Genomic DNA, 13,216 nt, shown 5'->3' with positions numbered 1-13,216 from the left:
GCGTAATTCGTTTTATAACTTGTCCGCGTAACTTATGCTTATGAACGATAAACCCACGAAAATACCGCAGTATCAGCACCTGTACGAAATTCTTCGCCAGCAGATTATCCGCGGTGATTTTCAGGCGGGAGACCTATTGCCGTCCGAAAAAGACCTTTACAACCAATATCGCCTTACGCAGCCTACCATCCGGCAGGCGCTGGCGCTGCTCGTGCAGGACGGCTACATCCGCAAGCACCAGGGCAAGGGAAGCATCGTTCAGCCGCTACCAATTGGTCTCGGGGTGATGTCAATTGTCGGGCGGCTGGCCAATACAGGGAACATCGATAAACGGGAAACCCAGATCACGACCACGCTGGTGAGCAAGCCGCAGCTCATTAATTTTCCGGACGGAATGCTCTTTACGCCCCCGGAAAGCGACGTGCAGGCGGGTTTTTACGGACTGGAACGGGTTCGGGCGGTCAACGGCCAGCCGGTGTTCTTCGAACAACTGATTCTGCCGAACCGGCACCTGCCCGGCTTTACGCGGCAGCGCTTCGAGAACCGCTCCCTGTTCGATCTGTTGCGGTCCAAATACGGGCTGCTGGTGAAGGGCGGCGAACAAAAGATCTGGGCCCTGGCCGCCGACGAACGGATTGCCGGACTGCTGGATGTAGCCGAGGGCAGCCCGGTGGTGCGTCTGGAAAAACGCATCGACACCAACCGGCCCGATTTTGTCTTTTATTCTTCGCTCTTCGCGCACACGGAGCACTACACGCTGCACGGTCGTTTCTGAAGCCGTGGCCGCTTCACCTTCAGGGATGCAGATCCGGAAACAGGAGGACAAAGGTAGCCCCCTGGTTGACGACCCCGCTGGCCTGGATGAGGCCGCCATGATTTTCGAGAATGCGCCGGCAGACCGCCAGGCCGATGCCCGTGCCTTCAAATTCACTCTTGCCGTGCAGCCGCTCGAAAAGGGCAAAAATACGGCCCGCAAAACGGTTGTCGAAGCCGATGCCGTTGTCGGCAAAGGTGAGTTCGTGGTAGCGGGCGGCCGCCATCAGCGCCTGCCCTTCGACCTCTTCCGGCAGGCGCAGGCGATGGCTGATCCGGATGACGGGCGGTACGCCATCGCGGACAAACTTGAGTGAATTGTTGAGCAGATTCATGAACAGCTGCCGGAACTGCCGCGGGTTGATCCAGGCTTTGGGCAGCGGGCCATTTTCGACCAGCACCCGCTGCTCCGGCTGAAGGTCCAGGGCGAGGATGACGTCGTCGAGGATGACCTGGAGGCTGGCCATTTCAAAGGCTTTATCGGCCGAAATCAGCGAAACCGAAAGCACGTCGCTGATCATGGACTGCATCCGGCCGGACGAGCTGATCATTTTGTCGAGAATAACCTTTCCCTCCTCGCTGAGCCGGTCCTGTTCCATCGCCCGCAGCCGGTCGCCGAAGGTCGAAATCTTGCGGAGCGGCTCTTTGAGATCGTGGCTGGCGATATAGGCGAATTCGCGGAGGCTGGTATTCGACTGTTCGATCTGGAGCGTTTTTTCGGCGATTTTGCGCTCGGCTTCCACCTTGTCGGTAATGTCGAGCGTGATGTTGAGGATGTGGGCCACGGTGCCGTCGGGGTTGCGGTCGAAGACCGTTCCGTAGGTCTCGAACCAGCGGTATTCGCCGTTCTGGTGCCGCATCCGGTAGCGGAACTCCTCGATCGGGTCTACGTAATGCCCATCCACGGTCTGATGGGCGGCGGCCAGCGCTTTTTCGTTCGCCTCCTGCATGGGCCGGAGATCCTCCGGATGCACCAGCTGGAGGAGAAACATCACCCCCGCCGACAGAATCTGCTCCGGCGCGTAGCCCAGCAGTTTTTCAACGGCCTGGTTGATGAACACATACTGGCCGGTATTGATGTTGTAGGACGCGATAATGGACGGAGCGGCGTCGGTCAGTTTCTGGATAAACGTCTGTTTCTCTTCGATTTCGAGGCTGGCCAGCTGCCGCGCCGTAATGTCCTGCCCGGTGCCGATCATTTCGACGGCGACCCCGTTTTCGTCCAGCAGCACCTCCCCTTTTGCCTGCACGTACCGGACCTGGCCGTCGGGCAGAATCACCCGGTGCACGTATTCCAGCGGCTGGCCCGTCTGCAGGGCGTTCTGAATATACGTCTGTACCCGGTCGCGGTCTTCCGGATGGACCCGTTCCAGAAAACGTTCGTAGGTCACCCGCTCGCACTGGGGTTCGAGTCCGTAGACGCGGAACATTTCATCCGACCACCGGACGTAATTTTCGGTGATATACCACCGCCAGTTGCCGATATGGGTCAGGGCCTGCGACTGCTTGTAGAGTTCGATGCCTTCGCGCAGGGTCTGCTCGCTTTCCTGCAGCTTGCTGTTGAGGAGGTTGATGTACGAATTGGTGGAACGGGTTTCGGTTTCCAGCGTGAAGACATCCAGTTCGCCGACAATGCGCAGGGCCTTCTGAACGTCGGACGTATAGGCTGGCAGCAGTTTGAGAAAAGCCTGTTTGCGGACGAAGCTTACCTGGGTGATGTCTTCGGCCACAATCTGGTTGCGGCCCACCATCGGAAGGCTGTCGCTCAGCCATTGCCGGAGCGCGGTTTCAATCTGTTCTTCCGCGCGATTCTCAATGAAATAGGTCAAAAACTCGGTCGCTCCCTGGCGGGCAAGGGCCTGAAACTGCGCTTCCGGCAGGGCTTCGAAGTACCGAAGCATGGAAAGGTTAATCTGACGGGAAAGCTGAATCTGTTCCTGCACAAATTCGTCCAGATGGTTCGTCAACACAAACCGGGCAAATTCGGGCAAGTAACTAAAATCAAGCAGGGATAGCTTTCGCTCTGTAAGCATAAGTGTTCACAGGAGGCTGGCGTCGGCTCCAGTACGAATGTACAGCCTGCTTACCAGAGCTTTAAAAACCGCGCTAAAACTTTAGGGAATGGGACAGGCTTGAGGCTGGGGAGGACTGGGCCCGGTCAGCCGTTTGCTCAACGCATAACAGGCTACCAGGTGACAGGAATCATACAGAGCCGGGGGAGCGGCTGCTACATTTGAGTTGTTATTCTGTTGACTACTCATCCACGTCATCGCCATGAAAAAGTACGCCATCCTCCGCTACGCCATTTTCTGGATTGGCCTGACAGTCATCCTGCCTGCCTGTCGTGACCACGCCGAACCCGTTTTTAACCAACCCCGGTACCGCATCGATCGGGTCATTCAGACCCGCGATTCCGTGCGGTTTGTCAATCATTATTTATTTAACCCTGACGACCTGCCCGTGGCTGTCCGCCGCTTTTCGCTCCCGGACAGCGTGCGGACGCTCGTGGTATTGCCATTTACCTACCAGGCTGACAGCGTGCGTGGGTTCGAGCAGCTCCAGCCGGGCCTCGACCGGCCGCCCGTGACGGGCAGTTTTTACCAGTTTCACTTTAACAACAAAGGGCAGATCGTCAGTCGGAAGACGTACTATACCGTCACTCCACCGGGGCAGCCCATCCGGGTTTCGCAGGAGAATTACGAATATGACGCAGAGGGCAACCTGATCCGCCTCAAACAGTACGGCTTTGCCGGTTTACGGACTTTTTTCCCCAACCCGCTGCACGTGACGGTCAGCGAGGTAAACCGGATTTCGCCCACCAAGACCGAAATCCGGTCCACGAATTACTCCCGAAACGGTCAGATCGGCTTTACCTGCATGGATTGCTACCTTCAGGAACCCGCCAGCCTGACCTACGGCCTCGAACGACGGGAATACGACACCAACATAAACCCGTTCTACGGCCGGTATCTGATCAGCCCCAATCTAGAGGCCTTCGAACGGGCTAACCTCGTCCGCAGAGAGTTCTACCCGGTCGGGTACGTCAATGCGGACTGGACGCCCATACCGCAGGCGTTCGTGGCCCGAAGCGAGTTTACGTACACCTACAATGCCGACCGACTGCCCGTAAAACGGGCCATACCGGGCGGGGCCGAAGACCTTCAGTACGTTTATAAAACGTATTGATTATCAATCAATTGGCCCCAATTTTTCTTTTCGTCGGCCGGGTAGATTCCTTCCGGAGTCACCCGGCCGACGTATACTAGGCCAGATCGCGCTCGACAATGCGCCCGCTGGCTTTTTCCTTCAGGATGATCTTGTGGCGACCGTCGTGGGTCACCTCCTCCTTGATGAGGTAGTGCTGCTCGTCGTAGTCCACCAGCGTCGACTGCTGGCTCAGGCCCTCCTGGCCGCGCCAGACCGGCAGGCGAACGGGCTCCCACTGCTTCGACTCCGCCGAGCGGTAGGCCGCATCCAGTACCGCGTTGACCACGTAGCCGTCGTAGAACGTCTCGGTGGGCCGGCGGCCCGTCTCGGCGGCGTTGAACATGTCGGTAAACATGTGGTTGTAGCCCAGATCGTTCACCTCGTCGCCGACCGGAAACAGCCAGCCGGTATTGGATTCGGCCTTTTCGGCCACGTAATCGGCCCCTTTGCCGGTGGTGAACATTTCAAAACCCGTCCGCAGAAAATTGTTGATCCAGATGGTGCCTTCGGTGCCCATCACCTCGTCGCGCAGGTCCATGCCGCCCCGGAAGGTCCAGCTCACCTCAAACTGGCCGATGGCTCCGTTCTCGTATTTCACCAGCGCAATGGCGTGGTCTTCGGCGTCGATGGGCTTCACCTGGGTGGCCGCCCAGCACATCACCTCGACGGGGCGGATGTCTTTTCCGATAAAATTCCGGGAAATCTCGACGCAGTGGCAGCCCAGATCGAGCATGCAGCCGCCGCCCGCCTGCTCCTTGTCCCAGAACCAGTCCGAATGCGGCCCCGGGTGCGTTTCGCGGGACTTGGCCCAGAGAATTCGGCCCAGCGACCCGCTCCGGACGCTTTCGAGGGCTTTCAGAAACTTGGGCGTGTAGCAGAGGTCTTCCAGATAGCCGCCGAAAATACCGGCTTCTTCCACCGCCTGCATCATGCGGAGAGCTTCGTCGGCGTTGCGGCCCAGCGGCTTGGTGCAGACCACATCTTTCCGGTGTTTGGCACAGAGCATGACCGCCTGTTCGTGCAGGTTGTTCGGCAGGGCAATGCAGACCATGTTGACACTCGGGTGGGCGATGACCTCCTCCATGTCGGTCGCGTAAAAGGAGCAGCCGTAATCAGTGGCAAATTTTCGGGCGGATTCTTCGCGGCGGGCGTAGATGGCCACCACGCGGTCGCGGCCGCGCTGCCCGTGGATGGACTCGGCATAAAAGCGGCCGATAAAGCCGGAGCCGAGCATGGCAATGTTTCGCATTGTAGGAATGTGAGTTAGGTGTGATCGTTACGCACTTTTGATACAACCACTTCCCGAAGCATTGGTCTGCTTTCCGGAATCATTATTCGAAAAAGTAATTTTGAATCGTCTGCTACTTTTAATCGCAGAATTTAGACTCGTCTAAATTTTTTAAATATCTTTGCTGTTGTACCAGAAAAGTTACATCCTGATTCTGTAAAACCGCTTATGCTTTCCCTGCCGGCTTACCGACGCCTGGTTGCCCGCATTCTGCTGATTGTCTTCAGCCTGATGCTGGTGAACGGTATTGTGTTCCGGCACGCGCACAAACTTCCTAATGGACGGGTCATTTCCCACGCGCACCCGTACTGGCCGGTCGGCAACAGTCCGTACCAGCCCAACACGCACACGGCGCATGAGCTTTTCTGGCTGGATACGGTCACGAACCTCTTTTTTGAGGCCCCGGCCGTTCTGCTGCTGACCCTTACCGTCCGGATGACGGCTCCGGTAACGGGCGTGCTGCTGTATGTTCCGCCCTTTTCCCGGACCATCGTCCGGTTTCTTTCGCTTCGCGGACCACCCCAGGTAGGTTGAATAAGGCTATTTTGCAGGGTTTGACCGGGTTCAGCGGAATTTGCTTCCGCCTGTCCCGCTTACCGCTGCGATTCCATCTTTTCTTCCCTACTCACCTTCTCATTTATGCGAAAGATTCTATTTTTCTGCCTATACCTCATTGCCATTTCCTCCGCGCTGGCCCAGCATACCCTGACCGGACGCGTCATTCACGGCGAAAGCCGGGAGCCGGTCATCGGGGCGACCGTCTTTATTCCGGAACTGCGTTCCGGTGCTTCCACCGATGTCAACGGCGACTTCCGGCTGACCAATCTGCCGTCGGGTTCGCTCACGGTGCAGGTATCCTACGTGGCCCACAAGACCGTCATTCAGAAAGTCCAGCTGACGGGCAGCCAGAAGGTCGATTTTGTGATGGAAAATGCGGTCAATTCGCTGGAGGAAGTGATTGTTTCCGGCTCCTCGACCAAAACGATCATCAAGGAAAGCCCGATTCCGATTGCGGCGCTTTCCAAAATCCAGTGGCTGCAAACGCCCTCGACCAACCTGATCGACGCCGTGGCCAAACTGCCCGGCATGTCCCAGATTTCGACCGGCGTGGGTCTTTCCAAGCCCATCATCCGCGGCCTGGGCTTCAACCGCGTCATCACGATGCACGACGGCGTGCGGCAGGAAGACAACCAGTGGGGCGAGGAACACAGCATTCAGGTGGACGAATACTCGATTGACCGCTACGAAATCATCCGCGGGGCGGGCAGCCTGATGTACGGCTCGGACGGCCTCGGTGGGGTGATGTCGATTCTGTCGCCCCGGCCGGTCGAGGAAGGCAAAATCGTGGGTCGGGTGCTGGGCCAGTATCTGACCAACAACAACATGCTGGGCCTGTCGGCTCAGGTGGCGGGCAACAAAAACGGCTTCGTGTGGCTGCTGCAGACCAGCCGGAAAGACGCCAAAAATTACCGGAATCCGGAAGACGGCCGCGTGTACGGGTCGAGCTTCATAGAACCGTTCAATTTTAACGGCTACATCGGCCTCAACAAAAAATGGGGCTACACCCGGCTGCATTTCCTCCGCTCCTTCCAGCGCTTCAACATCGTGACGGGCACCCGCAACGAACGGGGCCAGTTTACCAAAACCATCGCCAGAAACGACACGACGGAAGCCGATGTGCCGGTTTCGGAAAGTGAACTGAACAGACGGGTCATCAACCCGGCCAACTCGCAGAATCTGTACAACTACAAGGTATCGCTGAACAATTACGTCCAGATGGGCGAAAGTTCGATGTCGCTGAACGTGTCGTACGCCCAGAACCGCCGCCTCGAATACGCCAACGTGTTCCGTCCGGGAGTCGCTGACCTGTACTTTTATCTCCAGACCGGCTATTACGACGCCCGCTACAACCTGGCGCCCCGCAAGAACTGGGAGACTACTATCGGCACCAACGGCATGTACCAGACGCTGACCAACCGGGGTTTTGAAACGCTGTATCCGAATTACGAACTGTTCGACAACGGCGTTTTTGTCTTTACCAAGAAAAGCTACGAGCGTCTGAAAATCAGCGGCGGTGTGCGTTACGATCTGCGTATGCTGAACATCAACCGGCTTTACATCGACACCGAAGGCCGGTTCCAGCCCCGCCCGACGCCGGGCGCAACCATCCGGTTTGCCGGTTTTGAAAAAAGCTATCAGAACATCTCAGGCAGCCTCGGCGGGGTGTACAACCTGACGCCGCAGTGGACCGTCCGGGCCAACATTTCCCGCGGTTTCCGCGCCCCGACCGTGCCCGAACTTTCGTCCAACGGCGAACACGCGGGCACGTTCCGGTACGAAATCGGTAATCTGAAGGCCATTCCGGAGGTGGCCGTTCAGGGCGACCTCGGCACCACCTACGACGGCAAAAGCGTGTACGCCGACTTCAGCATCTTCCAGAACTCCATCCGGAACTACACTTATTCGGAGCGGGTGCAGACCCGCATGGGTGCCGACTCGATCATCGACGGCGTGCCGGTTTTCCGGTACACGCAGGGGAACGCGCGCCTGCAGGGGCTGGAGGCTACGGTTACGCTCAATCCGGCCGGAGCGCGCTGGTTCAGCCTGACGCAGAGCTTCTCGTCGGTTTTCGCCCGCAACCTGAGCGCCCGCACGGACGATGCCAAATTCCTGCCCTTCATGCCAGCTCCCCGCTGGATTACGCAGGTTCGCCTGACGAAAGACCGCTGGAAAGGGGCTACCGGGGAGGGCGGTCTGCGCAACGTCTACATCTCGGCAGACCTTGAAGTGAACCAGCAGCAGAACCGGGTTCTGCTGGCGTACAATACCGAAACCCCGACACCAGCCTACACGCTGTTCGGCCTCGGTTTTGGCGGCGACGTGGTGGGCCGCAGCAAACAGACGCTGTTTTCGGTCTATGTCGCCTCGACCAACCTCTTCGACGTGAGCTACCAGAGCCACCAGAGCCGTCTGAAGTACCTGGACGTGAATCCGGCCACGGGTCGGCGGGGCGTCTACGGCATGGGGCGGAACGTCAGCGTGCGTCTGGTTATTCCGTTTGAAGGGCGGCTTTAGCAGAAAGGACGGGCAGGCCTGGTGGCACGGCCGGAAGTGGCGCCACCAGGCCTGCCCGTTGGATAACTGGGCCGTTTGATAAATTTACGAATGACAAAATCCAGTAAATTAAGGCATAATTAGGAGAATGCCTGATACGTCTTTGGACAATTCCAACAAGTTGAAACCCTAATCAACTGACGTACATTGCCTTGTATGGGCAAGGGGTATAACTTTGTAACCGTTAACCAAACAACCTCCTGAATATGCCGCTCACGAAACAATACCTTAAGAGCAAGCCTACGATTTGCAAAGTGACGTTTTCCCTGCCGGCCGAAACTGTGAATGGTGCCAAAACCGTAACCGTGGTTGGGTCCTTCAATGGCTGGGACGCGGCGGCAGCTCCGCTGAAGAAACAGAAAGATGGTTCATACAAAGCCATCATCGAACTACCTGTAGGTCAGGAATATGAATTCCGCTACCTGATTGACGGCGAGAAGTGGGCCAACGACCAGGAAGCCGACAAATTTGTGGCCAGCGGCGTTTCTGCTGACGAAAATTCGGTAGTCGTTCTATAAAATAAGAAAACCGGGCTTTCACCCGGTTTTCTTATTTAAACCGCAAAGCTGTCCGACTCCACGTACGCCTGAATCAGGGCCAGTTCGCCGTCCTTGCCGGGTTTGGAATTGCCGTGTTCCATGCCCCAGATGAACTCCTTGTTGTCGGCTTTGGCTTTCTGGTAGACGTGTCTGAAGACATTTTTGTAGTTGATCTCCCCCGTCGTCGGCTCTTTCCGGCCCGGATTGTCGCCAATCTGAAAATAGGCAATCTCGTTCCAGCACCAGTTGATGTGCGGGATGATGTGTCCTTCGTTTTTCTGCATGTGGTAGACATCGAACAGAATCTTGCAGGCCGGACTGTTGACGGCGCGGCAGATTTCGTACGTCTGGTCGGAGGTACGCAGAAACAGGTTCGGGTTGTCGCTTAGCGGTTCCAGCACCATGACGAGTCCGTGCGGGGCCAGAATGTCGGCACCGCGCCGCAGGGCATCAATGACGTTCCCGGTCTGGATTCCGATGGGCAGGTTCCGCTCAAAGTCGCCGGGCACGACGGTCATGTATTTGGCGCCGCAGCGTTTGGCCACTTCGACGGCCCGTTTGCAGCCGTTGAGGAAAATGTCCACGTATTCGGGTTTTCCTGCCGCCAGCGTATTGGCGCCGTTGCCGCCTTTATCGACGACAAACACCCCCATTTTCATGCCGAGGCGGGTCAGTTCCTTCCCGATTTTCTCCTGCATTTCGGGCGTGCGGCCCATCATGCCGTTGTCTTCCAGGGCCGTAAAGCCCGTATCGGCCATAAATCGCAGCTGGTCGATGGGGTCTTTTCCGGCATGGCCTTCAAACATACCGAAGTGCGGCGCGTAGGCCAGCTTGAACTTGTTTTTGGGAAGCGAGGCCGGTTGCGAATGCCAGTTATCGGAGGCCGCAACGGCTCCCGTCAGCGAAGCACCGGTAGCCGTCAGAGCTGCTTTTACAAAATCTCTGCGAATCATGGGAAAAAAGGGTTCTGGATAAAAGTCACTTAGTTCATTTTAAACGAATCTGCTCAACCTGACTGACCGTTACTTCAGCCACTTACGGCAGGCGAATCAGACAGGCAAACCGTTACTTGCGCTTCAGCGTCGCCAGGTACTCCACCAGATCGACCAGCTCCTGGGTTGACATGGCTTCGTGCAGGCCCGAGGGCATCATCGACGAATCCATCTGCTTCATCGATTTGACATCAGCCATTTTGTAATTGGTCACTACCCCACCGGGGAACTTCATCTGCAGGTCCGTTTCGGTCTTGCTGGAAACAATACCCGTTACGGTGCTGCCATCCTTGAACTTTACCTCCCAGCCTTCGTAGCCGAAACTGATGCCCGCATCCGGGTGCAGCACGGCGAGGTACTGGCCTTCTTTCGGCAATTTACTGCCGATTTCCGACAGCTTTGGCCCGAAATCCATGCCTTCCCCGTTCACCTGGTGGCAGACGGAACAATTATTCTTGAAAATGCTGACGCCCTTGCCAGCATCTCCTTTCATGGCGAGCAGTTCAGTCATGGCGGGCATTTTCTTGCCTTCCGCCGTTGCCGGCACGTCGAGGAAAGATGCCGCCTCGGTCCGGATCGAGCGCCGCCACGCGTTGCTCACGCCCTGCACGGCCGCCTTTTTGTAATCGCCTTTGATGTCGCCCGATTTAAGCAGGGCAATCACCAGGTCTTCGCCGCTGCCGCTGCCACCGAGGGCGCGGGTCGCGTCCATCCGGAGCCGCTGGGGCCGTTTTTCGTCCAGCGCCACACTTTTCAGCATGTCCAGCGATTCTTTGCTGCCGACCATGCGGAGGGCCATCACCATTTTGGAGGCTGCTTCGGCGTCGCTGCCGTTGATCACCTCCATCACCAGCGGTGCCCCGTTCTGCTTGAGCAACTGCCGGGAAGCATCCCGACCCATGCCTTCCATTGATTTTTTGAGGGCCAGCTGCATCAGCCGCTGGTTTTCGGAAGCCGGTTCGTAGCGCCCTACCATTTCCATATACTCCGGCATGCCGTACACTTCGTCCATCAGCTTTTGCAGCGACGCCATTGCCGCGGGCGTCTGCTTCACAAAAGCCGGGTCGAGGTGCCGCAGGGCCAGTTTTGTAATCTGGCTGTCGTTCGGATTGGCGTTGAGGATACTCAGCAGCGCGTTCGATTTCTCGGTGGCTCCGGGGTTGAAGTCGAACGCCCGGAAGTACCGGAGCCGCTGGCTCAGGTCGGTCTGAGGATCACCGGCCAGACGAGCCAGCAGCGGTACCGATTCTTTGGTCCGGGCGCGCCAGACCAGATCTTTTCCGGCTTCCGTCCCGATGGGGTTGGCCCCGGCGCGTTTCAGCCAGGCCGAATAAAAGCGGTCCCACTGCCCGTCGGCTCCGATGCCGAGGGCTTCGAGGTACCAGCGGTCTTTGCCGTCGTGGCGCATCGCCAGCTGGGCCCAGAGGTCGGCCGCTTCGGGGGTGTTGTTGCGGTGCAGGGCCAGCGCGCACTCGCGGCGGACCTGCGGGTCGGTATCGTTGACCAGTTGCCGGATGTACGGCGTCACGTCGCCTTTCAGCTGGCGGGCGGCGCGGAGAGCCGTGATGCGCAGGTTGGGGTCGGCGTCTTTCAGGGCCGCTTCAACGTGTTTGCGGGCCTTTTTCTCGTCCAGTTTGCTCAGCAGCCAGAGGGCCCGGGCTTTCATGCGCGAATCGGCCGCCGATTTGTAAAATTTAGCCAGGTCTTTTTCGGCCCCGGCACCCAGGTCATGCAGCTTGTTCCAGGCGGTGTAGCGGATCGCCATGTTCGGACTTTGCAGGGCTTCGATGGCGCCCGCCGTCGTCGTCAGGTCCACTTTCGGCATGCGGTAAGGCGTGTTGGGCGGAGCGACGCGGAAAATCCGGCCGCGGTTCAGATCGCCCGCCTGGTGGCCGCCCACGCCGGGGTCGTACCAGTCGGATACCATCAGCGAACCGTCCGGCGCGACGCACACGTCGGAGGGACGGAACCACTGGTTGCGGGCACCGTGCAGGACGTTGACGATCTCCGCCTTGTACCCCGCCCCGTCGTTCTGCACCGGATACGCCCGGACCACATTGGGACCGGCATCGCAGTGAATCACCTGATTCTGAAACTGTTTCGGCAGCAATTTTCCTTCGTAAACGATGATGCCGGTCGGTGAGCCCGCGCCCGTCTGCAACAGGTTCGGCACCACGCCCGGGTCGTTGAGGTGCCAGTGGCGGCGCGGAATTTCGGGTTCGATGTTGGTCCGGTTGGCCTGCCAGCCCGCGCCCGTCATTTCGTCGGTGTAGCCGTAGTTGCCGTACTCCATCACGTAGTTGATGCGCACGCCCTTGTTGCCATCGTCGTCGTTGTCCGACTGCCACATGGTGCCGTACGAGTCCAGCGCCACTTCGTAGTTGTTCCGGAAATTATGGCCCAGCACTTCCATTTCCGACCCGTCCGGGTTGCAGCGGAAGACCATGCCCTGCCGGTAGTTTTTCGTGTCGATTTCGCGGCCCGTCGAGCGGTCGAACAGCGGTTTGCCGTCTTTATCCCGAATCTGTTTGCCTTCGTTCCCGAAGTTGAAATACCATTTGCCATCCGGTCCGAACACGAAGGTGTGCATGCCGTGGTCGTGCTGCTCGCCGCTCAGACCCGTAAACAGAATCTCTTTTTTGTCGGCTTTATCGTCCCCGTTTTCGTCCGTAAAGACGTAGATATTGGGACTGTTGGCGACGATGACCCGTTTGCCCTGCACCCAGATGCCGAGCGGCGACTGGAGTTCGGGCCCCTGGTAGAAAATCGTCTGTTTTTCGGCCTTGCCGTCTTCGTTCGTATCTTCCAGAATCACGATCCGGTCGCCTTCCTGGTGGGTCGGGTTGCCCGTGATCGCGGGGCGGTAGTTATAGGCTTCGCAAACCCAGACCCGTCCGCGCGCATCCACGTCGATGTTGGTCGGGTTGGTCAGCATCGGCTCGGCCGCAAACAGGGTGGCTTCGAGGCCGGGCGCTACGTCCAGAGCGGCAACGGCATATTTCGGGTCGTGCTTGTCATCGTCGGAAAGACCCGCAAAGAATTCGGTCAGAAAAGGCCGGGACCCCAGCCCCGGATTGGTGTTCTGGTAGGCGCTGATGAGCGTTCCTCCCACAAGCAGACCCGCGGCCGACAGCAGGGCGGCTTTTCGGGTGAATCGCACCGGTAGCAAATTCATCATGAGTAGAGTTGGCAAGTATGGGCTATAACCTCTGAATTTAGCATAAAAGACAGAAAGGAAGAATACTTAACCGTTCGGAGGCCTA

At 58.0% G+C, this 13,216-nt stretch carries 9 protein-coding genes; 5 read left to right on the top strand and 4 right to left on the bottom strand.

What is annotated here, in order from left to right:
• Nucleotides 1–40: 40 nt before the first annotated feature.
• The gene (locus tag ORG26_RS16985) at nucleotides 41–775 is read left to right on the top strand and encodes a GntR family transcriptional regulator (protein WP_266363851.1); all 735 of its coding nucleotides are present in this window, start codon (nucleotides 41–43) and stop codon (nucleotides 773–775) included.
• A 19-nt stretch (nucleotides 776–794) separates the two neighbouring features.
• On the opposite strand, the gene ORG26_RS16980 is transcribed toward ORG26_RS16985, so the two are convergent.
• The gene (locus tag ORG26_RS16980) at nucleotides 795–2,846 is read right to left on the bottom strand and encodes a sensor histidine kinase (RefSeq protein ID WP_266363849.1); all 2,052 of its coding nucleotides are present in this window, start codon (nucleotides 2,844–2,846) and stop codon (nucleotides 795–797) included.
• A gap of 241 nt (nucleotides 2,847–3,087) precedes the next feature.
• Here ORG26_RS16980 and ORG26_RS16975 point away from each other — a divergent pair, with 241 nt between their 5' ends.
• Nucleotides 3,088–3,999, top strand: coding sequence for a hypothetical protein (locus tag ORG26_RS16975; RefSeq protein ID WP_266363847.1), 912 nt, complete (start codon nucleotides 3,088–3,090; stop codon nucleotides 3,997–3,999).
• Nucleotides 4,000–4,075: 76 nt separating this feature from the next.
• Here ORG26_RS16975 and ORG26_RS16970 read toward each other — a convergent pair whose 3' ends face one another.
• The gene (locus ORG26_RS16970) at nucleotides 4,076–5,269 is read right to left on the bottom strand and encodes a Gfo/Idh/MocA family protein (RefSeq protein WP_266363845.1); all 1,194 of its coding nucleotides are present in this window, start codon (nucleotides 5,267–5,269) and stop codon (nucleotides 4,076–4,078) included.
• Nucleotides 5,270–5,476: 207 nt separating this feature from the next.
• Here ORG26_RS16970 and ORG26_RS16965 point away from each other — a divergent pair, with 207 nt between their 5' ends.
• The 3 genes from ORG26_RS16965 to ORG26_RS16955 all read left to right on the top strand — a co-directional run bounded on the left by ORG26_RS16965 (nucleotide 5,477) and on the right by ORG26_RS16955 (nucleotide 8,940).
• Nucleotides 5,477–5,842 (top strand): hypothetical protein, encoded by a 366-nt coding sequence (locus tag ORG26_RS16965; RefSeq protein WP_266363844.1) that lies wholly within the window; start codon nucleotides 5,477–5,479, stop codon nucleotides 5,840–5,842.
• 105 nt (nucleotides 5,843–5,947) lie between these two features.
• Complete coding sequence (locus ORG26_RS16960; protein WP_266363842.1) at nucleotides 5,948–8,383, top strand: TonB-dependent receptor; 2,436 nt, start codon at nucleotides 5,948–5,950, stop codon at nucleotides 8,381–8,383.
• 245 nt (nucleotides 8,384–8,628) lie between these two features.
• On the top strand, nucleotides 8,629–8,940 hold the full coding sequence (locus tag ORG26_RS16955; protein WP_266363840.1) for an isoamylase early set domain-containing protein: 312 nt from the start codon (nucleotides 8,629–8,631) through the stop codon (nucleotides 8,938–8,940).
• 35 nt (nucleotides 8,941–8,975) lie between these two features.
• On the opposite strand, the gene ORG26_RS16950 is transcribed toward ORG26_RS16955, so the two are convergent.
• The gene (locus tag ORG26_RS16950; protein ID WP_266363838.1) at nucleotides 8,976–9,914 is read right to left on the bottom strand and encodes a hydroxypyruvate isomerase family protein; all 939 of its coding nucleotides are present in this window, start codon (nucleotides 9,912–9,914) and stop codon (nucleotides 8,976–8,978) included.
• Nucleotides 9,915–10,026: 112 nt separating this feature from the next.
• Complete coding sequence (locus ORG26_RS16945; protein ID WP_266363836.1) at nucleotides 10,027–13,131, bottom strand: PVC-type heme-binding CxxCH protein; 3,105 nt, start codon at nucleotides 13,129–13,131, stop codon at nucleotides 10,027–10,029.
• Nucleotides 13,132–13,216 lie beyond the last annotated feature (85 nt).

It is taken from the genome of Tellurirhabdus rosea (assembly GCF_026278345.1).
GTDB classification, from domain to species: Bacteria; Bacteroidota; Bacteroidia; order Cytophagales; family Spirosomataceae; genus Tellurirhabdus; species Tellurirhabdus rosea.
This window is presented reverse-complemented; position numbering and strand designations above follow the sequence as displayed.